This is a genomic window from Sorangium sp. So ce381, assembly GCF_051473845.1.
In the GTDB taxonomy this organism is placed as follows: Bacteria; Myxococcota_A; Polyangia; order Polyangiales; family Polyangiaceae; genus Sorangium; species Sorangium atrum.
In genome coordinates this window covers 9,735,894-9,761,456 of record NZ_CP150336.1, presented here as the reverse complement: position 1 = coordinate 9,761,456, position 25,563 = coordinate 9,735,894, and the positions used below count along the sequence as shown (strand labels likewise).

Genomic DNA, 25,563 nt, shown 5'->3' with positions numbered 1-25,563 from the left:
TTCGGTCCTATCGGTGGAGCTGAGGGGGATCGAACCCCTGACCTCATGACTGCCAGTCATGCGCTCTCCCAGCTGAGCTACAGCCCCGGTCGTTGGGAGCGGCATATCTACAGCCTCTCGCGCCGCTTGTCTCTACTTTTTTTCGACCGGCGCGCTTTTGTGTCCGAGGGCGTCGGTTCGCGGCTGCTTGCGTGCGTTTGCTTCTGTTTGCTTCCGTTTGCGCTCGTTGCCTGGTGGGTGTGCCCAGCGGAGGGCTGCGCGCGGCCTGGCGGCGATGCGGCCGCCGGGCCGCGGGGGCCCTCAGAAGTTCATCAGCTTTGCCAGGTAGTACTTCATCGTCTCGGTCGTCCCGCCGCCGATGCGGAGGAGCCGCTGATCGCGCCAGGCGCGCGCGATCGGGAAGTCCTCGATGTAGCCCCAGCCGCCGTGGAACTGCAGGCAGGTGTCCACGACGTCGTTCGCCACGTCGCCGGCCAGGATCTTCGCCATCGAGATGAGCTTCACCGTGTCGAAGCTGATCGGCACCTTCCGCACGTAACGCTCGTCGTTGTAGTGGTCGACGCACTTGTACGCGAACGCGCGCGCCGCCTCGCAGCGCGTGTACAGGTCCACGAGCTTGTGCTGCCACGACTCGCGCTTGATGATCGGCTTGCCGAACGCCACCCGCTCGCGCCCGTACTCGACCGTGCCGTCGAGCGTCATGAACGAGCTCGCGATCGCGCTCACCGCAGCGACCAGCCGCTCGGTCTGGAAGTTCTGCATCAGGTACGCGAAGCCCTGATCGGGCTCGCCGAGCAGGTAGCGCCCCGGCACCCGCACGTCCTCCAGGAAGAGCTCCGCGGTGTCCGAGGACTTGTTGCCGATCTTCTTCAGCTTCTTCGCGACGCTGAAGCCGCGGAGCGCCGTCGGCACGAGGAAGAACGAGCAGCCGTGGGCGCCCCTGTCCGGCGACGTCTTGGCGAGCAACGTCACGAAATCGGCGCGCGTCCCGTTCGTGATGAAGGTCTTCTGCCCGTTCAGCACGTAATCATCGCCGTCCTTGCGCGCGATCGTCCGGATCCCGGCCACGTCGCTGCCGGCCGCCGGCTCGGAGACGCCGAGCGCGGCGATCTTGTCGCCCGCGAGCGCCGGCTTGAGGAACTCCTCGATCTGCTCCTTCGTGCCGATGTCGCTGATCACCGGGGTCGCCATGTCGCTCTGCACGAGCAGCCCCATCGAGACGCCCGCCATCGTGCAGCGCACGAGCTCCTCGGCCTTGGCCGCCGAGAACCAGTAGTCGAGCCCGGCGCCGCCGTGCTCCTCCGGGAAGTGCGCGCCCAGGATCCCGAGCTCGCCGGCGCGCTTGAACACCCAGTTGGGAAAGCACTCCGACGCCTCCCACTCCTCCACATGAGGAGCGAGCTCCTTCTCTGCGAAGGCCCGCACCGTCTTCCTGAACTGCTGATGTTCTTCCGTGAACGGCTGCCACATCGCGAACCCCTCCTCGCCGGCACGACCGAGATGATTCGTACACGAAACATTTTCCAGCGCAAGCGCCGCATCTCCGCGCGTCTGCCGCGCCTGGTCCGCCGCGCGGGCCGCGCGGGGAACCTCACGGGGCCGCGCGGCGCCACGCGGGCTCCACGCGGCGCCGAACGGGCCGCGTGGAGCCCCATGGAAAACGAGGGCCGATGGCGCGGCGCGCGACCGTGCGGGCCGCGGCGCGAGCGGCGCCGCGGCGCGAGCGGTGCCGCGGTGCGAGCGGTGCGAGCGGTGCGAGCGGTAGAAGAACCGCCGAAGAGCGAAAAATGAATCGGCACGCGCATCCATCCACGCAGTCTGCCGGCTCTGCTAGCCTCCGGGCCACATGCGACTCCTCGTCCTGTCCCGCAACGCGTCCCTCTATTCGACGAGCCGGATCGTGCTCGCGGGGCGCGCGCGTGGTCACGACGTCAGCGTCATCGATCCGCTCGATTTCCAGATCGTCGTGTCGCGCGGTCGCCCGTCGTTGCTCGTCGGTGGTTCGGCGGTGCCCCGCTTCGACATCGTGATCCCGCGCATCGGCGCCAGCATCACGAACTACGGCCTCGCCGTCGTCCGCCAGTTCGATCTCATGGGCGTCCCCGTCCTGAACGGCGCCGTCTCGATCGCGAGGAGCCGCGACAAGCTGCGCGCGCTCCAGCTGCTCACGCGCCGCAAGCTCAACGTGCCGATCACCGTGTGCGCCCGGAGCCCGGCCGGCGTCGAGGCGGCGCTCTCGCTCGTCGGCGGCTGCCCCGCGATCGTGAAGCTCCAGCAGGGGACCCAGGGCATCGGCACCATGCTCGCCGAGACGCCCCACGCCGTGCACGCGCTGCTCGAGACGTTCTGGGCCATGGGCCAGGACATCGTGCTCCAGGAGTACGTGCGCGAGTCGAAGGGGCGCGACATCCGGGTCATCGTCGTCGGCGGCCGCGTGGTCGCCTCGATGCGCCGCGTCGCCAAGCCGGGCGAGTTCCGCTCGAACCTCCACCGCGGCGGCAAGGGCGATCGGGTGAAGCTGCCGCGCGCCTACCGGAGCGTCGCGATCCGCGCCGCGAAGGCGATGGGCCTCGAGGTCGCCGGCGTCGACATGCTCGAGGCGCGCTCCGGGCCGAAGATCCTCGAGATCAACAGCTCGCCCGGCCTGGAGGGGATCGAGCGCGCGAGCGGCGTCGACGTCGCGGGCGCGATCATCACCTACGCCGAGCGGTACGCGGCGGAGCAGCGCGGCCTCAGCCGCCGCACGCTCGAGGCGCGGATCGCCGAGGTGATCCACGACGAGCGCATGCCGGCGCCGCGGCGGCTCAGCCGCGCGGCGGCGGAGAACGGGGCGGGCGCGAGCCGCCGGAAGGCCACGGCGCTCACCGGCGGGAGGGGCGCGCGGAGGGCCCTCTCGTGACCCTGCGGGTCGAGACGGCCGGCGATGCGGTCGTCCTGACCATCGATCGCCCCGAGCGCAGGAACGCCATCGACAGCGACCTCGCGAGCCGCCTCGGCGAGGTGATCCGCCGCGCCAGCGCCGACCCGCGCGTGCGCGGCGTCGTGCTCACCGCGACGAGCAGCGACGTCTTCGTGGCGGGCGGCGACATCCGCGAGCTCCACGCGCTCTCCGCCGGCGGCGCGGAGGGGGGCGAGGTCCTCCGGCTGTTCGAGGGCCTCTCTGCCTTCGAGGAGAGCGAGGTGCCGATCGTCGCCGCGGTGCAGGGCGACGCGCTGGGAGGCGGCTGCGAGCTGTTGCTGCTCTGCGATTTCGTCATCGTCGAGGAGCACGCCGCGCTCTCGTTCCGCCACGTCAAGATGGGCCTGTCCCCGGCCTGGGGCGGGCTGACGCGGCTCTGCGAGCGGGTGGGGCCGCTCGCGGCGGCGCGGCTGCTCTTGACGGCGGAGAGGATCGACGCCGCAGAGGCGCTCCGCGTCGGCCTCGTGAGCGAGGTCGTCCCCACCGGCGCGGCGCGGAGCCGGGCGATCGCGCAGGTCGGCCGCATCGCCGAGGGCCCGCGCGCTTCGGTCGCGGCCATGAAGCGGTCCCTGCGCGAGGTGCGCGAGGCGCTGCGCGCCTCCGCCGCCGAGGTCGAGCGACGGGCGTTCGCCGAGCAGTGGAACGGCCCGGAGCACCGGCGTGCGATGGATACGTTCCTGAGCAAGAAGTGACGGTGGCGCGGCGTGGAGGGCGCGGAGCGGCAGGACCCTGAGGGCGCCGAGCCCCCGCTGGAGGGCGCGGAGCCCGCGCCGGCGAGCGCCGAGGCTGCCTCGGCGAGCGCCGGGGCCGCACCGGCGAGCGTCGGGGCCGCGCCGACGAGCGCCGAGGCCGCGCCGGCGAGCGCGCTGCTCCCGCCCGTGCCGCCGGCGATAGAGCACTTCATCGGCCGCCGCCCGCACCTGCGCGCGCTCCAGCGCGCCGCCGAGGCCCTCGTGCTGGAGCGGCCCGTCGCCGTGTTCGTCCACGGCGCCGCGGGCATGGGCAAGAGCGCGCTCATCCACCACTTCTTGATGGGGCTCCGCCGCGACAGGGGGCCGGTCGTCCTGCGGGGGCGCTGCGCCCTCGCGGCGGCCGAGTCCTACAAGGCGTTCGGGGGCGTGATGGAGGCGCTGAGCCGCTTCCTCCGGCGGGTCTCGGACGACGAGGTGGAGCGCCTCCTGCCGCGCGACGTCCACGTGCTCGCCCGGGTGTTCCCGGTGCTCTCGCGCGTGCCGGCCGTCGCGTCGGCGCCGCGCGCGAGCGAGTCGCCCGACGCGCAGGAGCTGCGGCAGCGCAGCTTCGACGCGCTCCGCCTGCTGCTCTGGCGGATTGCCGAGCGCAGCCCGCTCGTCGTGGCGATCGAGGACCTGCAGTGGAGCGACATCGACAGCGTGGCGCTCCTGCTCGAGCTCACGCGGCCCCCCGACGCGCCCGCGATGATGTTCCTCGGCAGCTTCCGGGACGAGGACGTCGCCACGAGCGCGCCGCTCCGCGCGCTGCTCGACGGGATGGGGCTCGAGCGCCCGGACGCCGAGGCCGGGACCGCCGGCGCGCGCGGGCGGATCGAGTCGGCGCGCCGGGACGGCGAGCTGCGCGAGATCGCGGTCGGCCCGCTCTCGCCGCTCGAGGCCGAGGAGCTCTCGCTCGCGCTCCTCTTCGCGCGCGACGACGTCACCCGCGCGCGGGCGGACGCCATCGCCCGCGCCTCGCGGGGCAACCCGCGGCTGCTCGGCGAGCTCGCCCGCGACGCGCAGGAGCTCTCGGGCGAGGACGGCGCCCGGGGCGACGCCGCGTGGAGCAGGGCGCTCGACGCGCGGCTCCGCCGCCTGCCGGGGCAGGCGCTCCGGCTGCTGGAGGTGATCGCGGTCGCCGGGGAGCCGATCGACGCGGCGGTCGTGGCGCGCGCGGCGAAGCTCCGCGACGACGAGCTCGCCCCGGCGACGACGCTGCTGCTCATGGAGGACCTGATCTCCGCGCGGCGCGCCGGCGAGGGCGAGCTCGTCGAGGCGTCGCACGACAGGGTGCGCGCGGCCGTGGTCGGCCGGCTCGGCCCGGAGCAGCTCGCGGCGCGGCACCGGAGGCTGGGGCGGGCGCTCGAGGCGCTGGGGACGGCGGACGCGGAGGCGCTCTCGCGGCACTGGCTCGGCGCGGGGGACGCGGCGCGGGCGGGGCGGCTCGCCGAGCGCGCGGCGGAGGAGGCGGCGGAGGCGCTCGCGTTCGAGCGCGCGGCGCGGCTCTATGAGCTCGCGCTCCGCCTGCGCTCGCGCGAGGCGGATGTCCCCGAGGCGGAGCGGCGCGCGCTCGGCGTGCGGTGCGCCGACGCCATGGTCAACGCGGGCAAGAGCGCCGAGGCGGCGAGGATCTACGCGGCGGCGGCGGAGGGGGCGGACGGCGCGCTCTCGCTCGAGCTCCGCCGGCGGGCCGCCGAGCAGTACTTGCGGAGCGGGCACATCGACGAGGGGATCGAGCTCGTCCGCGCCGTCCTCCGGGCGGTCGGCCTGTCGTTCCCGGAGACGCCGCGGCGCGCGCTGGTGGCGCTGCTCCTGCACCGGGCGGAGCTGCGCTTGCGGGGCCTCCGGTTCCGCGAGCGGTCCGAGGCGGAGGTGCGACCGGAGGAGCTCGCGCGCATCGACGCCTGCTGGACGGTGACGGTGGGGCTGTCCGGCGTCGACATGGTCCGCTCCGCCGAGTTCTCGGCGCGCGCCCTGCTGCTCGCGCTGCGGGCCGGCGAGCCGTACCGCATCGGCCGCGCGCTCGCGTTCGAGGCCTCGTCCGCGTGCATGATGGGGGCGCCGGGCCGGGCGCGCGCGGAGGAGCTCGTCGCCGCGGTGCGGGCGCTCTCGGAGCGGCTCGACAGCCCGCACCTCCTCGGCCTCTCGATGATGGTGTCGGGCATGCTCGAGGCGTTCACGGCCGGGCGCTGGAAGGCCGCGTCCGCGTGGTACGAGGTCGCCGACGAGCTCCTGCGCGACCGCTGCGCCGGCGTGTCCTGGGAGCTCGCGACGACGCAGCTGATGGCGTCGTGGGCGCGGTACTACCGCGGGCAGATCGACGCGCTCGCGCGGACGACGCCGGCGGTGCTCCGCGCCGCCGAGCAGCGGGGGGATCTCTACGCGGTGGCGATCTTCAGCGCGCAGGCGACGTGGGTGGCGCTCGCGTCGGACGACGTGGCGGGCGCGCGCGGCGCGATCGCGGGGGCGCTGTCGAGGTGGACGACGTCGGGGTTCCACCTCGAGCATTTCGTCGGGCTGCTCGGCGAGACCTACGTCGACCGGTACGCTGGCCGCGCCGGCGCCGCGATGAAGCGCCTCACGGACGCCTGGCCGAGGATCGAGGGCTCGATGCTGCTGATGATGCAGAACAGCCGGGTGATGGCCCACGTCGAGCGCGCGTGCACGGCGCTCGCCGTGGCCGAGGCGGCGCCCGATCCGGAGGCGCTGATCCAGGTGGCGCTCCGGGACGCCGCGGCGCTCGCCCGGGAGAAGACGGCGTGGTCGGACCCGTTCGTGCCGCTGATCCGCGCGGGCGCGGCCGAGCTACGGGGCGACAGGGAGGCGGCGATCACGCAGCTGGAGGCGGCGGCGGCCGGGTTCGACGCGGCGGACATGCCGCTCTATGCGGCGGCGGCGCGGCGCCAGGCGGGCGAGCTGCTCGGAGGGGAGAAGGGGCTCCAGCGGCTCCTCGTGGCGGACGCGGTGATGGCGCGGGAGCGGATCAAGAGCCCGGCGCGGTGGGCGGCGATGCTGGCGCCGGGGTTCGGGCGGGGCGAGCGGGTCGGCTGGGGCTGACCCATGGCGTTCGGCGGTCGGGAAGCCGCTAGCCCGAGCCGCCGCCGGGCAGCGGGCCGAATTGCTTCTCGTAGGCCGCGAGCCGGGCGGCGAGCCGCTTCGCCTCATCGCCGGCGGCGCGGGCCTGCTCTTCGGCGGCGCGGGCCTGCTCCCCGCCGGTCGGCAGCACGCGCCCGTGGGTATCGATCCAGCGCAGCCAGTCGACCGCGAGGCCGCGGTACGTGCCGTGGCGCACCCCGAGGCGCAGGCCGAGGCACGCGCTCACGACCTCGCCGTTCGCCTCGGGCGGCATCGGTAGGTAGGACCGCGTGGCTCGATCGAGCGCATAGGCCTCGAGCTCGCCCGAGAACGGATCGAACAGGTAATACTCCGGCACGTGCAGGAGCTTCGCGTAGATCCGCATCTTGTCGCCGCGATCGACGGCCTGGGTGCTCTCGGAGAGCAGCTCGATCACCACGTCGGGCGTCCTCCCGTCCTCCTGCCAGACGACCCAGGACTTGCGCTCGCGCCTGTTGGTGTCGAGCACCACGAACACGTCGGGGCCCCGGAAGTCGTTCTTCTTCGCCTGCAGCTCGCTGAAATAAATGGCCATGTTGCCGGCGACGTACACGTCGTCCCGGTCGCGCCAGAACAGCTGCAGTGCCTCGATGAGCAGGCCCATCTGCGCGAGGTGGCGCTCGGATTCCATCGGCTCTCCATCGTCGTACGGGAGCTCGTCCTCGCCGGGCGGGGGAATCGGGATGAAAGAATTCTCGCTCTGGAAGGGCATACGTCGCTCCAGGCGCAGCGTACCCCATGCCGCGCGCTGGCGCAGCCGGCCGACCGGGGCTGCGCGTCAGCGCACCGCCAGCACCACCTCGTGGGCCTCGGTCCTCGCCGGGATCTCCCAGCGCTCGATCATCCGGCGGATGACCGCCTCCGGCACCGCCGCCTCCCGCGCTCGGTTCTGCGCGAACAGCGTGGACGCTGGCACCTCCACGTAGACGACGCGGATCCTCGCCCCGTAGTCGGCCGCCATCTGCAATAGCGGGCCGCGCCGCTGCCGCGAGAGGTTCGTCGCGTTCCACACGAACCGCTCGCCGCGCCGCAGGTATTCCTTTGCCCGCTCGCGCGCGGCCTGGACCACCTGTCCCTGCGTGTCCGCCGGATCGATCTCCAGCTCGCTCCGCAGCGCGTCCAGGGAGACGACCGGCCAGTCGGCGAGGTGGTGGCGAACATAGGTATCCTTCCCGGCGCCCGGGAGTCCGCTCATCACCACCACCTCGGAGCGCGTGTCGTCGTAGACCTCGACGTCCGGGTGGCGGCCGCCGGCGAGATCGGAGCGGAAATACACGAAGCGCGTGTGATCCGAGGCGAAGGACCGCGGCGCGGTGTAACACCCCTCCTCGCGGCAGAACTCGCGGAAGAGCTCGATGTTGTCGACGACGCGCCCCATGTCCGCGCAGACGCGCCCCCGGATGTCGGCCTCGGCCACGAGCGCGAGCAGGTCGCAGCGCGCCTGGAGGCTGATCTCGGCGGCGACGCGCCGCGCGTCGTCGCGCTCGATGAGATAGAACGGGATCTGGTGATAGCGCACGAGCGCGCACACCTGCTCGCGCAGCGCGAACGGCGCGCCGAGCTCCCAGAGCAGGCGGCGCGCGAGGAGCTCCCCCGCGCGAGAGTGGCCCTTGGCCGTGATCCGCCCGTCCTCCTCGCGGGTGGTCGCCGGCTTCGCCACGTCGTGGAGGAGGCACGCGAGGTACACGACGCGCTGCTCCTCGGCCGGCAGCGCCTGCCATTCGGGCAGCCCGAGGAGCGTCTCCAGCACCATGCGGGTGTGGATCCAGACGTTGCCCTCGGCGTGGTGGATCGGGTCCTGCGGGCAAGCCTCGAGCGCGCGGACCCAGTCGAAGACCTGGAGCTCATTCCAGGGGACACGCCCCGGATCGGGCGTGAGCAGGTCGAGGAGCGAGGACGCGGAGGACATGACGGAGGACCCCTGGCGAGCGCGCGGTCGGCTCCGCAGTCAACGCCGCGCGCCGCGCAGCGCGCGTGAGGGCCGTAGCATGTCCGCGAAAGGACGCCGGTGCTACCCTGACGCCGCCATGTCCGCCAAATACCCTCGCTCGTTCCACCTGCCGTGGTCCCCGGGCGGAACGTCCGACGACAAGAGGATGGCGGACGTGTCGGGGCTGCTCGGCGTCGAGATCGTCATCACCGAGAAGTGCGACGGGAGCAACCTCACGTACACGCGGGCGAGCGTCTTCTCCCGCTCGCACTCGGGCCCTCCGTCCCACCCGAGCTTCGACCTCGCGAAGGCCACGCACGCGAGCATCGCGCACCTGCTCTCGGAGGGCATGTCGCTCTTCTGCGAGTACTGCTATGCGGTCCACTCCATCGAGTACGATGCGCTCCCGGGGTATTCGCTCGTCTTCGGCGTGCGGGACGACGTGCGGGGCCTCTTCTGGGAGTGGGACATGGTCGTGGCCCAGGCGAACGATCTGGGGCTCCCCACGGTGCCTGTCCTGTTCCGGGGCACCGTGGAGGGCGAGCGCGAGCTCGAGGCGCTGACGACCGCGCTCGCGCGCGAGCCCTCCGCGTTCGGCGGCCCGCGCGAGGGCGTGGTGGTGCGGGCCGCCGGCGAGTTCCCGGACGCGGCGTTCCAGCGGCGGCTCGCCAAGTGGGTGCGGCGCGGGCACGTGCAGACGGACGAGCACTGGATGCACCAGGAGATCCGGCCCCAGCGGCTCGCGCCGGGGCCGGCCCCGGCGCCAGTAGACGCGTCACCGCCGTGAGGCCAGCGCCGCGAGCCGATCGCAGAGGCCTTCGCGGATCGGGCCGTACGCCTTGCGGTACTCCTCCCAGTCGAGGCGCTCGTCCGTGAGGATCTCGCGCCAGTACGGGTTCGCGGCGCCGTAATCGTGGAGGACGCCCGTCTCGGCGATCTGCACGGCGAAGAGCGGCACCCGGAGGGCGTGGAAGAGCTTCTTCTTGGAGGCCTCCGGCTCGTCGTCGAAGCGGGCGCCGGCCTTCTTGAAGTCGGACGCGGAGCGGCTCGCGGCCGACGCGGCGAGCCTCTTCCTGTCGAGCTTGAACGGGAAGGGCGGCCTGCCTTCCTTGAGCCGGTGCTCGGGCGGCAGGAACAGGCACTCGAGCGCGAAGACGCTGTGCTCGGCGATGGCTCCGCGGAAGGTGTCGAGGCCGTGGACGACGACGTTGACGCCCGGCGCAAAGGCGAGATCCTGCCGCGCGTCGCGCCGCGCGAGGACGGCGACGAAATCCTCGTCGGACGTCGCGGAGGCGGTGCCGTACACGCGCGAGCCGGCGCGGAAGACGCTGTGGACCTCGCCGTCGTTGCGGCCGAGGACGCGGAGCACGGTGGAGAGGCTCATGGCAGCGGCCTCGCTCGAGGGACGGTGAGCATCGCGCCGTTGCCATCCCCGCGCAACGGTCGGCGCGCGCGCGACGGAGCTGGCGGGATGGTCAACCTTCCGTCGTCCGCTCGCCGGCATCAGGGGGGAGCGTCGTGTCGCCGCCTGTGGTTGCCGAGGCGCTCCGGCGCTCGCGCCGAGCGCGCCGGCTCAGATAGGCCACGATGACGATGTTGATCACCAGGATGACGATGCGCGTCAGTCGCCATCCATGGCGGACGAGGTCCATGATCTCGAAGGGGACGAGCGAGGCTGTCGCTCCGACGACCAGCCAGGGGGCCCACCTGTAGCCATGGCGGAGCGACGAACCCTCGATGAAGCTGAGCAGGGAGTCCGCCGCGAGCGCGGCGCTCACGACGTGGGCGCCGTGCGGCGTCGTCGCCTTCGAGAGCACGTCCATCAGCGCGGCGCTCCAGGCGCTCGCGCTCTCCCTGCCCAGCGTGACCGCGAACGCGTGAGCCCTGGCGGCGAGCCCGGACGAGGCCAGGACGAAGATCGCGATCGCCAGCACGATCTGCAACGCCGATTTGGCGAGCTTGTAGACGATGATGACGCGCACGCCGAGCGCCCGCTGCAGAGCATGGGCCTGACCGGCTGCGAATCGATCCCTGGCGGCCATGCGATCCATCCTGGCACGTGTCTCCCGCGCGCGGCGGCCCGTATCGACCTCGAATAGGCCCGCCGAGCTCAACCATCGGGACGCCATGGAACGAACCCGGCCACGAGGCAAGGATGGGCCCGAACTTCGGGACATGCGCGACCGTGGGCTCGCGGAGCTCGACCTCATTGACATCACGCGTGTCGAGGACGGCAGTTGGCGCGACGTGTACGGAGTTCGGGCCGTGGCCTGCGACGTCCCGGCCGGCTTGCGCGGCCTTGCCTCGCCAGCGCCTGGCCGCTCCCGCCGCAGCCGTGGCCGCCAGCGTGTATAATCATGGGGTTTCGCCGATGATCTCTTGATCAGGGCAGAATCCGCGCGAGGCATTCTTGCAAGTGGGGGACATATGGCCGTCGGGCAGCAGCAAGCGAGTCAGCAAAGCCTGTTCACCGATGATTTTTTCTACTTCATCCTGAGGCTTCGAAAATCCCGTATCCAGTCCGTGGTGGCCCGCGTCCGGCGCATGTATCCAGACGAGTCGCCGGAGCAGCAGGCGCGCCGGCTGATCGCATCGACCAAGGCGATCTCTTTCGCCGCGGGCGGCGTCGTCCATGTGCCCTCCATCATCCCTGGGTTCGGCATCGTGTACGAAGGCGTGGGGTTCGTCGCAGGCACATCCATCCTTACCAGGATGCACCTTTACCTGGTCCTCGAGATAGCGCTGCTCTTCGGGAAGGACATCGACGAATCCGAGCGCGTCAAGGAGCTCGCGGCCGTGGTGGCGGCTTGTGCCGCCAGCGCCGCCGCGCCGGTGGCCGTCCTCGCGGTGAGCTTGAACCCGGCCTTCGCCGTGGCGACGGGCGCGCTCGCCGCGACGGCCGTCTCCCGGGCGATCGGGGAATCGGCGATCCGCCGCTACCAGCGCTCGACGGCGCCCGAGGCGGCGGTCCCCGCGCCCGCGAAGGGATAGCCCCCCCGGTGGGGAGCCCGGGCTCCGTGCCGCTGGACCGGCCGGCATCGACGGCGATGCCGGCCGCCATCGGAGACCCCGGGAAGGAGCCATGTTTGCAGCACAAGGATGTTGGTCGCCACACCTCCGGCGGAGCGCGAGCTCACCGGCGGCCGTGACGCTCTCCTGTGAACCCGGTGTTTCCTCGACCGTGGTAGCACTGTGCTCGGCGCCGCCTCCGTCGGCGGCGCCTCCGCGCATCCAGGAGGGTCCATGGCCGTCGCCGACTCGCACGCTGCTCGTCCCCAGAAGACCGATCACCTGCCCGAGGCCGTCGAACGGCGGGTGGCGGACGCCCTCGCCGCGCTGTCGCTCGAGCAGAAGGTCCGCCTGCTCACGGGCGCCGACTTCTGGAGCACGCACCCCGAGCCCGCGATCGGCCTGCGCCGCATGGTCGTCTCGGATGGCCCGGTCGGCGTGCGCGGCGAGCGCTGGGACGAGCGCGATCCCTCGGTGTGCCTCCCTTCCTCCACCGCCCTCGCGGCCACATGGGACGAGGGCTTGCTGGAGCGCGTCGGCGCCGCGCTGGCGTCGGAGGCGCGGCGCAAGGGCGTCGACGTCGTCCTGGGGCCGACCGTCAACCTGCACCGCAGCCCGCTCGGCGGCAGGCACTTCGAGTGCTTCTCGGAAGATCCCCTGCTGACCGGCCGGCTCGGCGCCGCCTACGTCCGAGGGCTGCAGGCCCACGGCGTCGGCGCCACGCCCAAGCACTACGTCGCCAACGACTCGGAGACCGAGCGGTTCACGGTCGACGTCCGGGTCGATGAGCGCACGCTGCGCGAGCTCTACCTCGCGCCCTTCGAGCGGATGATCACCGGCGCGGGCGCGTGGCTCGTGATGGCCTCGTACAACGCCGTCAACGGGGTGACCCTGACCGAGAGCGCGCTGCTCGCGTCGCCGCTCGAGGACGAGTGGGGCTTCGACGGCGTCGTGGTCTCCGACTGGACCGCGACCCGCTCCACCGAGGCCGCGGCGCGCGCGGCGCTGGACCTCGCCATGCCGGGCCCGGGAGGGCCGTGGGGCCAGGCGCTCGTCGCCGCCGTCCGCCGCGGCGCGGTGCCCGAGAAGGCCATCGACGACAAGGTCCGCCGCCTGCTGCGCCTCGCCGCCCGGGTCGGCGCCCTCGAGGGCGTCGCGCCGGCCGCCCCCGTCCCGGCCCCGCTCTCCGGCGCCGAGGCCGGGACGCTCGCCCGCGAGGCCGCCGCGGCCGGGATGGTGCTCGTGCGCAACCAGGGCGACGCGCTCCCCCTCGACGCGGCCAGCTTGCGGCGCATCGCCGTGATCGGCCCCAACGCCGCGGCGGGGCGGATCCAGGGCGGCGGCAGCGCCAGCGTCCACCCGCACTACGCGGTCTCGCCGCTCGACGGGCTGCGCGCCGCGCTCGGCCGGCGCGCCGACGTGCTCCACGCCGTCGGCACCCGCATCCACGAAGGGCTCGTGCCGGTATCCGGAGACCAGGTCGTCGACCCCGTGAGCGGCCAGCACGGCGTCCACGTACGGCTCCTCGACGCGAAGGGCGCCGTCCTGCACGAGGAGCACCGCGACGTCGGGCGCCTCACGTTCATCGGGGATCAGCGCGCGAACGAGGCCGCGGCGATCGAGGTGACGGCGCGGTTCCGCGCCGCCGAGGCGGGGCTCCACCGGATCGGCGTGGCCGGCGTGGGCGTCTACCGCCTCACCGCCGGCGGGCAGGTCCTCTTCGACGAGGCCATCTTGCCGGACAAGGAAGACATCGCCGCGGCCCTGCTCGCCCCGCCGCAGCGGGCGGCCGAGCTGTCCCTGGCCGCCGGCCAGGAGGTCGATCTCGCCCTGACGCACACCGTGCCCGTGGGCACGCTGGCGGTGGCGTTCTCCCTGGGCGCCGAGGTCCCTGCGGCCTCCGACGAGGAGGAGCTGGCGCGCGCAGTGGAGCTCGCGCGCTCCGCCGACGTCGCGATCGTGGTCGTCGGCACCACCGAGGCGATCGAGAGCGAAGGCTTCGACCGGACCACGCTCGGGCTCCCCGGCCGCCAGGACGAGCTGATCAGCGCCGTCGCGGCCGTGAATCCCCGTACGATCGTGCTGGTGAACTCCGGCGGGCCGGTGACCATGCCCTGGCGCGACGAGGTGGCCGCTGTGCTCCTCACGTGGTTCCCGGGCCAGGAGTTCGGCGCCGCCGTCGCCGACGTGCTGCTCGGCGCCGTGGAGCCCGGCGGCCGCCTGCCCACGACCTGGCCCGCGCGCGTGGAGGACGTGCCCGTGCTCTCGACGAAGCCCGAGAGCGGCAAGCTGGTCTATGCCGAGGGCCTGCACATCGGGTACCGCGCCTGGGCGCGCGCCGGCGTCGCCCCGGCCTACCCGTTCGGGCACGGCCTGGGCTACACGCGCTGGGAGATCCTCGACGTGGAAGCGCCGAGCGCCGCCGCCGGCGCGGCGGTCGAGGCGCGGGTGCGCGTGCGCAACGCCGGGGCGCGCCGCGGGCGCCACGTGGTCCAGCTCTACCTGTCGCGGCCGGACTCCGGGGTCGAGCGCCCCGCGCTCTGGCTGGCCGGCTTCGCGTCCGTCGAGGCCGAGCCCGATCAGACCGTCGACGTCGCCGTCACCGTCGAGCCGCGCGCCTTCGCGCACTGGGCGGCGGGCCGATGGCAGGTGGAGCCCGGCGTGTACACGCTGCATGCGGGACACTCGGCCGCCGTCCTGACGAGACAGACCGCGGTGCACCTGCACGAGTGAGAGCGCAGCTGCGCGGCCACGGGCGCTGCGCGCGCTCGATGGGATCGATCCGGCGATCCCCGGATCGAATCGATGAGCCCAGGAGCGAGGCTTTGCCGAGGATCATGGCGGGCGCCTAGCTCCCCTCGAAATGCCTTGGTGCAAATTGCCCCAGCGTGACCGATGCGCGCGGCCGATTCCCCGCCGAAAAGGGGAACCCGTGCTGGTCTTGTCGTGAGCGCGCGCGGGCGAGCGTCGAGCTCGCCGGAGTTTGCGCGCGCGACAGGGCGTGGGCTGGGTGCTTCGCCGCGCAGGCGCCCGCGGAGGTGAGGAGACGGCGCCTGGTTCGCCGCTTGCTTTCCTGGAGGGCGACCCATGATGGACGAGCACCATGTCCCCGGCCAGAGCGGATGGCTCGCGCTCGCCGGGAGAGGCGATGAGAGCACGGGCGGCGTTTCGTCGAGCGTCCGTGGATCGCAGCGGGAGCGCGCCGTGGGCGAGGTCCTCGCGGGCAAGTACCAGATCGTGGGTCGGCTGGGCGCCGGGGGCATGGGCACGGTGTGGCGGGCGCGCAGCCTTTGGCTCGACGTCGACGTGGCGATCAAGGTGCTCCACGAGGATCAGCTCGACGCCCACGCCGCCGAGCGGTTGCTCCGGGAGGCGCGGGCGACGGCGAAGCTCGGCCATCCGGCGATCGTGCGCGTGTTCGATTTCGGCGAGACCGACGCGGGCGAGCCGTTCCTTGTGATGGAGCTGCTTGAGGGCACGCCGCTCTCGAGCTGGATCGAGGCGAGGGGCCGGGTGCCGGCGGAGCAGGCGGTCCAGATGCTCTTGCCTGTCGCGTGTGCGCTCGCGACGGCCCACGCGCAGCGCATCGTCCATCGCGACATCAAGCCTGCCAACATCCTCATCGTGCCCGACGGCGCGGGCGGCCACGTCCCGAAGGTCGTCGACTTCGGCATCGCCAAGCTCGCCAACGCGGCGAGCCCTGCGATCACGCAGCGAGGGATGATCGTCGGCAGCCCGGAGTACATGTCGCCGGAGCAGGCCGACGGTCAGCTGGACGTCGGGGAGCAGACCGACGTCTGGGCGTTCAGCGTGGTGCTGTACGAGCTCATCACCGGGCGGCGGCCGTTCAGCGGGGAGACGCTCAGCGCCGTGATCGTGTCGATCTTCAGCAAGGAGCCGGTGCCGACGACGGAGCTCGGCGCCGGCGACGAGGCGCTGTGGGCGATCCTCCGGCGCGGGCTGGCCAAGTCGCCGGCCGATCGATGGCCCAGCATGCGCGCGCTCGGCTGCGCCCTGGCCGCCTGGGCGGTCGAGCGCGGGGTCACCGCGGACGTGGCGGGCACGTCGCTCGCTCACCAGTGGCTCGCGCGAGGGGCCGAGCCGCCGCTCGCGGCGGAGACGGCGGCCACGATCGCCGCGCCTGCGGGCGCGATCTCCGGGGCGGAGGTGGCGGCGCAGCGCCCGGCGGTCGCACGGGAGGCGCCGGGCGCGCTGCCGACGCCGGCGGCCACGCCCGTCGCGCGCCGGGGCGGCACCATCAGGATGCCCAGGGCATGGCGCGGAGCTCCGCTCGGGCTCACGCCCCCGCCGTGGCTCCAGAAGGCGCTCGTTGCCGGGGTTCTGGCCTTCGCCGCGCCTCTCGTCGTCGTCCTGGGGCTGGACGCGCGGGGTGGAAGGGCGAGCGCGCGCACCGCTCGACCGGCGGTCGTTGCGGCTGCTCCTGCCGTCGTCCTGGGCGCGTCGGAAGCGCTGCGGGGGACGGCGTCGGCCGCGCCCTCCATCGGCGTCGCGCCCCCCGATGCCGGCGCGCGGCGCGCGGCTGCTCCCGAGACGGCCGTGAGGGGCGCGCCGGTGGACAGCGCGCCTGCGGAGCGGAACGAGCAGAGCGATCCGCGGGAAGGGCCGAGCGACCCATGGGACGAGCTGTTGCCGGCCCCGGTGGAGCCGCGCGCTCAGGTGGCCGAGCCACGCGCTCAGCGGACCGAGCCGCGCGCCCAGCGAGCTGCGTCGCCGCGTTTGCGGCCTGTCTCCACGTCCATGCCGCTGCCGGCGGCGCCCGACTTCTGAGGTGGTCATGCGCACTCCCGGGGTGAAGCTCCGTTTCCTTCGAGGTTCTGGCGATCTTCTGCTCCTCCTGGTCACGCTCGCCGCGGCGGCGCTCGGGCCGGGAGGCTGCTCCGTTCTCATCAGCGAGGAGCTGTCCGACAAGGCCGACGAAACGGAGGGCGCCGGAGGGCTCGAGGGCCAGGCCAGCGACGGGCGTGGCGGGGGCGACGTCAACGGCAGCAGCGGCGCGAGCACGAGCCGCACCGCCACGAGCAATGGAGGCAGCGGAGGCAGCGGGAGCGGCGCTGACCCGAGCAGCGGAAGCGGCGCTGACCCGACCAGCGGAAGCGGCGCTGACCCGACCAGCGGAAGCGGCGCTGACCCGACCAGCGGAAGCGGCGCTGACCCGACCAGCGGAAGCGGCGCTGACCCGAGCAGCGGGAGCGGTGCTGACCCGAGCAGCGGGAGCGGTGCTGACCCGAGCAGCGGGAGCGGCGCTGGGCCGACCAGCGGGAGCGGCGCTGGGCCGACCAGCGGGAGCGGCGCTGGGCCGACCAGCGGGAGCGGCGCTGGGCCGACCAGCGGAAGCGGCGCTGGGCCGACCAGCGGAAGCGGCGCTGGGCCGACCAGCGGGAGCGGCGCTGGCCCTACCGGCGGAAGCGGCGTTGCCGCGAGCAGCGGAAGCGGCGCTGGGCCGACCAGCGGGAGCGGTGCTGGCCCCACCGGCGGAAGCGGCGTTGCCACGAGCAGCGGGAACGGCGAGGGAGGCGAAGGCAGCTGGACCGGCGAGGGCAGCGGAGGTGGTGCTGGCGCGAGCGGCGAGGGAGGCGAGGGCAGCGGAGGCGGTGCTGGCCCGAGCGGCGAGGAAGGCGCGAGCAGCGGGAGCGGCGCCGGAGGCGCTGGAGCGAGCAGCGGCCCTGGCAGCGAGGCGGCCTGCAATGGCCATTTCGCCGATTGCGATGGGGACCCGGCGCACCATTGCGAGACCAACCTGTGGAACAACGACGCTCATTGCGGCGCCTGTGACAACAGATGCCCCGCCCGCACGAAGTGCCGGCAAGGAGAGTGCTCATGAGCGCGCGCCCCGCAGCGCGATCCGCACGGCTCGGCGTCGCGCTCGCCGCGGCCTTGCTCATGGCCGCGGCCCCGCTCCCCGCGTCGGCGCACGACGCGGGCGACGTGGAGTCCGCGCGCGCGCTGTTCGTCCAGGGGGCCAAGCTGGCGAAGCAGGGGCGCTGGGAGGAGGCGCGCGCGCTGTACGCCCGATCGCTCCAGATCAAGGCGGCTCCCCTCACGCGCTACAGCCTCGGCGTCGCGCAGAGAGAGACCGGGCACCTCGTCGAGGCGCTCGCCAGCTTTCGCACATTCCTGGCCGAGCCGCCGACGCCGACGACCACGCCCTACGTCGGGCCGGCGCGCGAGGCGGTCGCAGCGCTCGAAGGGCGCATCGGCCGAGCGACGATCGCCGTCAAGCCTGCCGAGATCGACGGGCTTGCGCTGGCCGTGGACGGGCGGCCGCTTCGCGCGGCGCCTGGTCAGGTCATTGAGCTCGACCCGGGCGCTCACGAGATCTCGGCGAGCGCTCCAGGGTTCCGCGCTGCGGTCGCCCGGTTCAGCGTCGGCGCGGGCAGCTCGGTCGAGGTCCCGATCGCCCTGGCGCGAGCCACGACCGAGGCGAGGCATGCCTCGGCTGCCGGGGGCGCGCTGCCTCCCGTGGCCGGCGCTGCCGATGCATCGCCGAGCCGGACGCTCCCGTTCGTCGTTCTGGGCGCGGGCGGCGCGCTCTTCGCCGGCGGAGCCATCCTCGGGCTCTCGGGCGTGAGGCAGGCGAGCGATGCGCGCTCGAGCTCGGGCGCGGACGCGGGCGCCGCGCGGGCCAAGGGGATCGCCGGCGACGTCCTCGGCGTCGCCGGCGTCGCGACCGTGGGCGTCGGGCTCTACCTGCTGCTGAAGCAGCCCGCGCCGAGCACACCCAAGGCGGGCTCCGTGACGCCATGGCTGAGCGCGTCCGGCGCGGGCATCGAGGTGCGGCTCTGAGGCCGCGCGGCCCGCGCCGAGCCCACCGCGGCGGCGAGCGCTCGACGCCAGGACGCGGGAAAAGACGCGAAAGAGAGGCGGCGAGGGAACTTCCCGGCGGAAGCGAGGACATGGTACTGCGCGCCCATGCGCTCGCTCGTGACGGTGCTGTCCCTGGCCGCGCTCCTGGCCGCGGGCGCATCCGCCTCGGCCAACGGCGACGGGACCAGCCCGCCCCCTGCGGCCGCGCCGGCGGCGAGCGCTCCTCCTGCGGCAGCGCCCACGGCGAGCGCGCCCGCGTCCCCGCAGGACGCGGCGGCGGCCCGCTGGTGTGCGCCGGAGCTCGCGTCGCTGCCCGGTGAGGTCTGCGCGTTCCTGCCGGCCAGGGAGGCGCCTGGCCCCCGGGTGCTCGTGATCTTCCTGCACGGCGTCGTTCAGCCCGAGTCCGGGTGGCAGTGGGCGCAGCAGCGGGGCGCGGCGCGGGCCGGCGCCCGGCACGGGGTCGCCGTGATGATGCCGCGCGGCCGGCGCGGGATAGGTCCGAAGGCCATGGAAGACTGGTGGTGCTGGCCCACCGCCTCCGCCGCGCAGACGGCCCACGAGGACGCCCTGATCGCCGAGTGGGACGCGGCGCGCGCGGAGCTCGAGCGGCGCGCGGGCGGGCGCTTCGAGCGGGTGCTCGTGTTCGGCTTCTCGAACGGGGCGTACTACGCGACGTCGCTGGCGATGCGCGGGCGGCTGCCGGTCGACGGCTACGCGGCGTTCGCGGGCGGATCGGGCGCGCGCTACCTGGAGCGGGCGGGCGCGCAGACGAAGCTGCGCGCGCCGGTCTTCGTCGGCTGGGGCGGGAAGGACCCGGCGCACCAGGACCAGGTGGCGCTCGCGAAGATGCTCCGCAGGCTGAAGTGGCCCTCCAGGTCGCTCGGCAAGCCGCGCGCGGGGCACGCGATGACCGACGAGCAGGTCGACCGGGCGTTCGCGTTCCTGAGCGGGAGGCGAGGCGGCGACAAGGCGCCCGGCAGAGGGCGCGGAGCTGGATCGCGATGAAGGACGCGCTGACGACCGCGCTCTCCCCCGATTTCCTCGAGCGCGAGGCGGCCCGCCTGGGCGCGCTGCTCGCGGATCACGTGCGCAGGGCGCAGCGCCGGGAAGGGCCGGTGCTGGTGCAGCGATCGATCGAGGAGATCCTCGCCGCGCTCGACTTCGATCGCACGGTCGCGCACGGCGGCGCGGATCTCGCCGCCCTCGTCGCCACCGTCCTCGACAACAGCAACCGGCTGCACCATCCCCGCTACTTCGGTCACCAGGTGGCCGTGCCGATGCTGTCGTCGTCGCTCGCCGATCTCGTGCACGGCGTCCTGAACAACGGCATGGCCGTCTACGAGATGGGGCCGGCCGGGACCGCGATAGAGCGCGGGCTCCTCCGCTGGATGCGGGGCAAGATCGGCTGGGGCGCCGAGGGCGACGGCGTCATCACCCACGGCGGGAGCCTGGGCAACCTGAGCGCGCTGCTCGCGTGCAGGGAGCGCGTCGCCCCGGGGAGCTTCAAGGCGGGCGTCCCGCCCGGCCTCGTCCTGCTCGCCTCCGAGGCGGCGCATTATTCCGTCGCGCGCGCCGCTGCCATCATGGGCCTCGGCGGCGACGCCGTCGTGAAGGTCGCCGTGGACGACGCGCTGCGGATCGTCCCGGCGGCGCTCTCGCGGGCGTACGGCGATGTGAAGCGGGCGGGCAAGCGGGTGCTCGCCGTGGTGGCCAACGCGGGCGCGACGCCGAACGGGGCCTTCGACCCGCTGCGGGAGATCGGCGCGTTCTGCCGGCGGGAGGGGCTCTGGCTCCACGTCGACGGCGCCCACGGCGCGGCGGCGCGCTTCACCGAGCGCTACCGGGACCTCCTCGACGGCGTCGAGCTCGCCGACTCGCTGGTCTGCGACATGCACAAGATGCTCGGCACATCGACGCTGGCCTGCGCGGTCCTCGTCAAGGATGCCGCCGCGCTCGCCGGCACCTACGAGCAGTACGCGCCGTACCTGCACGGCGACGACGAGCGGCAGGGCGTCGATCTGTCCAAGCTCACGTTCGAGTGCACGAAGGCGCAGCTGTCGCTCAAGCTGTTCTTCAACCTCGCCCTCGTCGGCGAGGCGGGCATGTCCGCGCACGTCGAGCGCCTCTTCGACGCCGCCCGGCGCTTCCACGGCCTCCTCGCGCGCCGGCCGGCGTTCGAGTGCTTCGGCGTCCCGCAGGCCAACATCCTCTGCTTCCGGGTCGGCCGCGACTCGGCGGCGCAGGATCGCGTCCGGCGGCAGATCGTGGAGGAGGGGAGCTTCTACATCACGCGCACCACGCTGCGCGGCGAGTCGTGGCTGCGCCTCGTCATCATGAACCCGCAGACGACGGACGGGGACATCGAGGCGCTCGCGGCGCGCATCGAGGCGCTCGTCATCGACCACGCGCCGCCGCCCTGACGACCACGCGCCGGGCCGCGTCCGCGGGCGGGACGCGAGGCGGTCAGCCGCCGCCTCTGGCCCCGGTCGCCGTGGCCGACGGGGGCACCGGAGGGTCGCCGGCCGGCACCTGGAGCATCGCATAGTTGATCGTTGTCTCGTTGCGCAGCACGGTGAGCACCACCATGTCGCCGGGCACGCGGGCGCGCAGGTAGCTCTCCAGGCCTGCGAGCGAGTGGACTGGCTGCCCATCGACAGCGAGGATGACGTCGCCCGGCTCCAGCAGCGGGGATGTGAAGCTGCGGATATCCATGCTCGCGATCCTCGCGCCCTCCCCGGTGGTCGGCTGGATGGTGAGCAGCCAGGGCGCCGGGACGGAGGTGGCCGTCGGCGCGCGGCTCGACCGCTTGTCGCGCTTCTCTGGCCTTGCGATCGCCGCCGGGCTCGCCGGCGCGCCGGTGCGCTGCTGCGTGTCCTCGGCGCGCTGCTGCATGTCCTCGGCGCGCTGCTGCGAGGCCTCGACGCGCGGGCAATCGCCGCGGCACGCGCTGACCGCCAGCGGGACGAGCGGCGTGAGCACCCCTGAGAGGCGTCGAGCCCACCCGTACGCGCCGCGCGTCCGGAGGGGCTGATCCCGCTGTTGACTGCCATGCATGGCCCCGGCGTCCTCCGCGTGTCCTCTGCGCGTTCACCACGCGTGCTCACATGGCTCACGTCAGTTCACGCCAGTTCACGTCAGTTCACGTCGCTCACGCCGAGAGCTGCAAGATCCCAACCACCGATTCCCCGCCGCTGTCCGGGCCGTTGTTCGGCGCGCGGCGATGACCGGGGCGAGGCGCGCGCGGAGGGCGTTCTTCTCTCTATCTCGCTGCGCCTCGCAATTCCGTCTCTCGCGAGCCCGAGCGGCGTCCTTGCGCCTTGAACTCACCGGAAAGCAGGGAGGGTGTCCGTCCCCGGCGCGCCGCGCTCATGGGCTGGGGGGCCGTGGCGCCGGGCCGAAGTGCGCGGGGAACACCCGCTCGAGGAACTCGTTGCGCAGGAGCCCGTCGGGATCGACGAGCCGCTTCAGGCGGACGAACTCCGGGAGCGCGTGCGCGTACATCGCCTGGAGGTGCTCCGCTGTCGCGTGGACGTTCTTCACCAGGTAGACGCGGCCGCCGAGCTCGAGAGCGCGCGCGCTGAGCTCGCTGAGGCGGAGGCGGAGCCGGTGGGCGCTCTCTTCCTCCGAGACCTCGAACGCGAGCGTCACCGCGAACCCGTCGGTCCCGTGGTTCGCCGAGAGGAGGAACTGGTCGCCCTGGATGTGGAGCACGTCGAGGAGGAGCGGCGGTATTCCGTCTCGGGTAGCGATCTCATCCACCTTGCCAAGGAAATCGACGAGCCGGCGCAGGCTGTCCTCCGGGGCGCTCGGGTCGTAGGGGATCATGAACGCTTGCTGCACCGTGAGCATGGGCATCCCGAAGGTCTGCGCGATGCGCTTCGCGCGGACGTTGCCGTCCATGAAGAACAGGTAGCCCATGAGCTCATCGACGTACGGGCGTGAGACATCGAAGAGGAAGCGGTCGATGAGGGTCCAGAGGCCCCGGCTCACCACGGACGCGCGCATCAGCCACTCGATCGGGACGCGGAGCACGTGCCGGGGGCGATGGATCAGCAGCGGGCGGAGCTCGTGCGAGGTCCCCGGGACGTACCGCGACCGGAGGACCATGCTCTTGCTCCCGTCCAGGGTATGGAAGGCGATGGAGAAGAGCGCCTCCGGGATCCACCCGTCCTCGACCGCGGTGCCCCCCTCGGACTGCAGGAGCTGCTCCGGGCGTGGGAGGAGCGCCGTCGCGAGCTCCTCGAGCGAGGTGCAGCGCGTCGCCTGGGTGACGACCCGGATCGGCGTCCCTGCCGGGGCGACGCGCGCGACGCGGTACGTGACATCGATCACCGCGCCGAGGTAGCCGAGCCCGCCGATCACCGCGTGGAACAGCGCGCTCGTCGCGTCATCGCGGCTGAGGGAGAGCAGCTGTCCGTCGAGGCGGAGGAGGGAGAGCCGCTCGACGTAGTGTCCCTCTTTGCTGGCGATGCCCGAGAAGCGCGAGAGGCAGTCCCCCGAGACCGTGCCTCCCGCGGTGGCGTGGCTCGTCGAGACGACCGTGTAGGGCACGAAGCCGTGGGCGGCGAGCTCGCGGGCGATGGCTCCCCAGGTGGCGCCGGCGCCCACGGTCATCCGTGCTCCTTGCGTGTCGATCTCGATGGATCTGAAGTGGTGCATCGAGATCACGATGTCGTCGTTCAGCGCCTGGCCGTCGAACGACTGGCCTCCGGCGCGGAACGTGACCCTGCGCCCTGTCCGCCTCGCCATGCGGAAGAGCACCCTGAGCTCCTCGACCGACGCCGGAAAGTACACGTCTCCGCACGATCGTTGCAGCCCGCTGTAGCCCTGGAGCGAGAAGAGAGGTCTCCGTCGGATCTCGTCGAGCCGTGGGGCCAGCGGCGCCTCCCCGACCTGGGCGAGCCCGGCGCCGCCGCGTTCGTCTTCGCGAGGGGAGCCCGAGGGCGCCCCGCTGATGAATCGAGCGACCATGGTCAACCCGACGGCTGGCAGAAATGAACCTCGCCCGTCGTCCTGGCCCAATCGGGAGCAGCGCGCATCCCACCAGCTTCGCTCGTGGCAGCTCGGCGGGCCAAATTAGCCGCTGTTTTCGCGTTTCAGCCGTAGATCCCCGGGTCAGAGGCGTTAACCAAGCTCGTACCAACGTGAACGTTTACGTGGTCGTAGTCGTTTACGTGGTCGTGGTCGTGGTCGTGGTCGTCAACGGTAAGCCGTGAACGACCACGACCACGACCACGACCACGTAAACGCTCACGTAAACGACCACATAAACGTTCACGTAAACGTTGAGATGTAGGAGAACGCGGCGCGAAGCGTTGGTTAACGCGTAAGAGCCCCCGGGGAGGGGGCTCTTACGCGGGGCGCCGACGGGCAGGTGTCTGAGTATCGCTTAAAAGCCGCGGAGCTCGACGTGGATGTTGCGTCGGTGCGCCGACTGCTGGAAGCGCCGGAGGAGCTCTGCGACATCATGGTCGATGTAGGAAACCCCCTGGGCATCCACGACCACGTGGGTGTCGCTCGGCAGCCGCTCGAGCAGCGTCACGAGCTTGCCCTGGGTGAAGAAGTAAGCCGCCTTGTTGAACCGGATGGTCACCCGGGCCCCCTCGTGGATCACGTCGAAGACCCGGGACATCTGGGTCCTCAGCACGAAGAGGACGCCGACCGCCAGGCCGATCGCGATGCCCTTCAGGAGATCGGTCAGCACGATGGCCACGATCGTCACCACGAACGGGATGAAGTGGTTCCAGCCGAGCTGGCGCATCTCGGCGAAGATCTTGGGCTTGGCCAGCTTGTAGCCGGTCACGAGCAGGATCGTCGCGAGGCACGCGAGCGGGATGCGCGAGAGCAGCCCCGCGGCGAAGACCACCGCGAGCAGCAGGAGCGCGCCGTGCGTGAAGGCGGAGAGCCGCGTCCGCGCGCCGGCGTTCGTGTTGGCGCTGCTGCGGACGATGACCGACGTGACCGGGAGACCGCCGGCGAACCCGGAGAGCATGTTGGCGAGCCCCTGCGCGACGAGCTCCCGGTTCGGCGGCGACTTGCGGTGCCACGGATCGATCCGATCCACCGCCTCGAGGTTGAGCAGCGTCTCGAGGCTCGCCACGATCGCGAGCGTCACGCCCAGCACCCACACCTCGGGCCGCAGCATCGCCGACCAGTCCGGGAGCTGGAGCGCGCTGACCAGGTCGCCCGTGGGCAGCGTCACGAGGTGCTTCTGCTCGAGGGCGAGGGACGGGATCGCCGCCTTGAACAGCTCGTTGCCGAACGTCGCGACGAGCACGGCGACGAGGGGCGCGGGGAGCCAGGAGATCTTCGCGAGGCGCGACTTCTCCCACCCGACCAGGATGGCGAGGCAGATGGCGCTGAGGAGGAACGCGCCCCACTCGATGGCCTGCGCCGCCTGGCCGATCATCGTGAAGGTGTTGCCGCCGTCGGCCTTGAACGACTCGGAGGCGAAGTTGTCCTTGTCGAAGCCCACGGCGTGGGGGAGCTGCTTCAAGATGAGCAGGACGCCGATGGCCGCGAGCATCCCCTTGATGACCGAGGAGGGGAAGAAATGGCTGATAGCGCCGGCCCTCAGCAGGCCGAGCCCGAGCTGAAGGACGCCGCCGATCACCACGGCCATCGCGAACGCCTGGAAGCTCTGCAGGCTGGTGATGCCCGCGAGCACGATGGCGGCGAGCCCCGCCGCCGGGCCGCTCACGCTGAGCTGAGCGCGGCTCACGAGCGGGATGACGAGCCCGCCCACGATGCCGGCCACGATGCCGGAGAGGAGCGGGGCCCCCGACGCGAGCGCGATGCCCAGGCAGAGCGGCAGGGCGACGAGGAAGACGACGAGGCCGGCCGGGATGTCGTACTTGAGGTTCGCGGTGAGGCGCGGATCGAGCGGCGGCGCGCTCTCCGCGGGCGGCGATTCCCGGCTCGCACCCGGGCTCTCGGAACTAAGCGCCACGGCGCCGGCGGGATTCACCCCCGCGCCTGCATGGATAGGATTCGGA

Annotated in this window: 19 protein-coding genes and 1 tRNA gene; 11 read left to right on the top strand and 9 right to left on the bottom strand. The window is 72.8% G+C overall.

Annotated elements, in window-relative coordinates; all coding sequences use genetic code 11:
* Positions 1-14 precede the first annotated feature (14 nt).
* Together WMF29_RS36655 and WMF29_RS36650 are read right to left on the bottom strand one after the other, a co-directional pair.
* Positions 15-87: transfer RNA gene (locus tag WMF29_RS36655), tRNA-Ala, on the bottom strand.
* Between the two features lie 213 nt (positions 88-300).
* On the bottom strand, positions 301-1,470 hold the full coding sequence (locus WMF29_RS36650; protein WP_437324752.1) for an acyl-CoA dehydrogenase family protein: 1,170 nt from the start codon (positions 1,468-1,470) through the stop codon (positions 301-303).
* 376 nt (positions 1,471-1,846) lie between these two features.
* Between WMF29_RS36650 and WMF29_RS36645 the strand changes: the two genes are divergently transcribed.
* The 3 genes from WMF29_RS36645 to WMF29_RS36635 are packed head-to-tail and all read left to right on the top strand — an operon-like array spanning position 1,847 to position 6,747.
* Positions 1,847-2,899: a RimK family alpha-L-glutamate ligase gene (locus tag WMF29_RS36645; protein WP_272104427.1), complete on the top strand. Its 1,053-nt coding sequence runs from the start codon at positions 1,847-1,849 to the stop codon at positions 2,897-2,899.
* Entirely contained in the window at positions 2,896-3,651 is a 756-nt protein-coding gene (locus WMF29_RS36640) for an enoyl-CoA hydratase/isomerase family protein (RefSeq protein WP_437324751.1), read from the top strand. The genes WMF29_RS36645 and WMF29_RS36640 overlap by 4 nt, the downstream gene beginning before the upstream one ends.
* A gap of 12 nt (positions 3,652-3,663) precedes the next feature.
* Positions 3,664-6,747: an ATP-binding protein gene (locus WMF29_RS36635; RefSeq protein WP_437324750.1), complete on the top strand. Its 3,084-nt coding sequence runs from the start codon at positions 3,664-3,666 to the stop codon at positions 6,745-6,747.
* Between the two features lie 28 nt (positions 6,748-6,775).
* Here WMF29_RS36635 and WMF29_RS36630 read toward each other — a convergent pair whose 3' ends face one another.
* Both WMF29_RS36630 and WMF29_RS36625 read right to left on the bottom strand, forming a co-directional pair.
* Positions 6,776-7,516, bottom strand: a complete 741-nt coding sequence (locus WMF29_RS36630; RefSeq protein ID WP_437324749.1) for a Uma2 family endonuclease — start codon at positions 7,514-7,516, stop codon at positions 6,776-6,778.
* A gap of 66 nt (positions 7,517-7,582) precedes the next feature.
* The gene (locus WMF29_RS36625; protein WP_437324748.1) at positions 7,583-8,713 is read right to left on the bottom strand and encodes an AAA family ATPase; all 1,131 of its coding nucleotides are present in this window, start codon (positions 8,711-8,713) and stop codon (positions 7,583-7,585) included.
* Positions 8,714-8,831: 118 nt separating this feature from the next.
* On the opposite strand from WMF29_RS36625, the gene WMF29_RS36620 reads away from it, so the two are divergent.
* Positions 8,832-9,521 (top strand): RNA ligase family protein, encoded by a 690-nt coding sequence (locus WMF29_RS36620; RefSeq protein WP_437324747.1) that lies wholly within the window; start codon positions 8,832-8,834, stop codon positions 9,519-9,521.
* Here WMF29_RS36620 and WMF29_RS36615 read toward each other — a convergent pair.
* Together WMF29_RS36615 and WMF29_RS36610 are read right to left on the bottom strand one after the other, a co-directional pair.
* On the bottom strand, positions 9,510-10,118 hold the full coding sequence (locus WMF29_RS36615) for a hypothetical protein (protein WP_437324746.1): 609 nt from the start codon (positions 10,116-10,118) through the stop codon (positions 9,510-9,512). The two genes, WMF29_RS36620 and WMF29_RS36615, sit on opposite strands and share 12 nt — an antisense overlap.
* Before the next feature lie 91 nt (positions 10,119-10,209).
* A complete protein-coding gene (locus tag WMF29_RS36610; protein ID WP_437324745.1) occupies positions 10,210-10,785 on the bottom strand; it encodes a DUF2127 domain-containing protein in 576 nt (191 codons plus the stop codon).
* Positions 10,786-11,161: 376 nt separating this feature from the next.
* On the opposite strand from WMF29_RS36610, the gene WMF29_RS36605 reads away from it, so the two are divergent.
* The 7 genes from WMF29_RS36605 to WMF29_RS36575 all read left to right on the top strand — a co-directional run bounded on the left by WMF29_RS36605 (position 11,162) and on the right by WMF29_RS36575 (position 20,988).
* Complete coding sequence (locus WMF29_RS36605) at positions 11,162-11,725, top strand: hypothetical protein (protein WP_437324744.1); 564 nt, start codon at positions 11,162-11,164, stop codon at positions 11,723-11,725.
* 252 nt (positions 11,726-11,977) lie between these two features.
* Positions 11,978-14,476, top strand: a complete 2,499-nt coding sequence (locus WMF29_RS36600; RefSeq protein WP_437324743.1) for a beta-glucosidase — start codon at positions 11,978-11,980, stop codon at positions 14,474-14,476.
* A gap of 354 nt (positions 14,477-14,830) precedes the next feature.
* Positions 14,831-16,531: a protein kinase domain-containing protein gene (locus WMF29_RS36595; RefSeq protein WP_437324742.1), complete on the top strand. Its 1,701-nt coding sequence runs from the start codon at positions 14,831-14,833 to the stop codon at positions 16,529-16,531.
* A gap of 7 nt (positions 16,532-16,538) precedes the next feature.
* Positions 16,539-17,585: a hypothetical protein gene (locus WMF29_RS36590; protein ID WP_437324741.1), complete on the top strand. Its 1,047-nt coding sequence runs from the start codon at positions 16,539-16,541 to the stop codon at positions 17,583-17,585.
* On the top strand, positions 17,582-18,547 hold the full coding sequence (locus tag WMF29_RS36585; RefSeq protein WP_437324740.1) for a hypothetical protein: 966 nt from the start codon (positions 17,582-17,584) through the stop codon (positions 18,545-18,547). The genes WMF29_RS36590 and WMF29_RS36585 overlap by 4 nt, the downstream gene beginning before the upstream one ends.
* A gap of 126 nt (positions 18,548-18,673) precedes the next feature.
* Positions 18,674-19,573, top strand: coding sequence for an alpha/beta hydrolase (locus tag WMF29_RS36580; protein WP_437324739.1), 900 nt, complete (start codon positions 18,674-18,676; stop codon positions 19,571-19,573).
* Positions 19,570-20,988 carry a pyridoxal phosphate-dependent decarboxylase family protein gene (locus WMF29_RS36575; protein WP_437324738.1) on the top strand — a complete coding sequence of 473 codons (1,419 nt, stop codon included), beginning with the start codon at positions 19,570-19,572 and terminating at the stop codon, positions 20,986-20,988. The genes WMF29_RS36580 and WMF29_RS36575 overlap by 4 nt, the downstream gene beginning before the upstream one ends.
* A gap of 43 nt (positions 20,989-21,031) precedes the next feature.
* Here the strand turns inward: WMF29_RS36575 and WMF29_RS36570 are convergent, their stop codons facing one another.
* From WMF29_RS36570 to WMF29_RS36560, 3 genes are all read right to left on the bottom strand, one after another.
* A complete protein-coding gene (locus tag WMF29_RS36570; protein WP_437324737.1) occupies positions 21,032-21,622 on the bottom strand; it encodes a PDZ domain-containing protein in 591 nt (196 codons plus the stop codon).
* Positions 21,623-21,934: 312 nt separating this feature from the next.
* Positions 21,935-23,539 carry an FAD-binding oxidoreductase gene (locus WMF29_RS36565; protein ID WP_437324736.1) on the bottom strand — a complete coding sequence of 535 codons (1,605 nt, stop codon included), beginning with the start codon at positions 23,537-23,539 and terminating at the stop codon, positions 21,935-21,937.
* Positions 23,540-23,957: 418 nt separating this feature from the next.
* Complete coding sequence (locus WMF29_RS36560; protein WP_437324735.1) at positions 23,958-25,517, bottom strand: SulP family inorganic anion transporter; 1,560 nt, start codon at positions 25,515-25,517, stop codon at positions 23,958-23,960.
* Between the last annotated feature and the right edge of the window lie 46 nt (positions 25,518-25,563).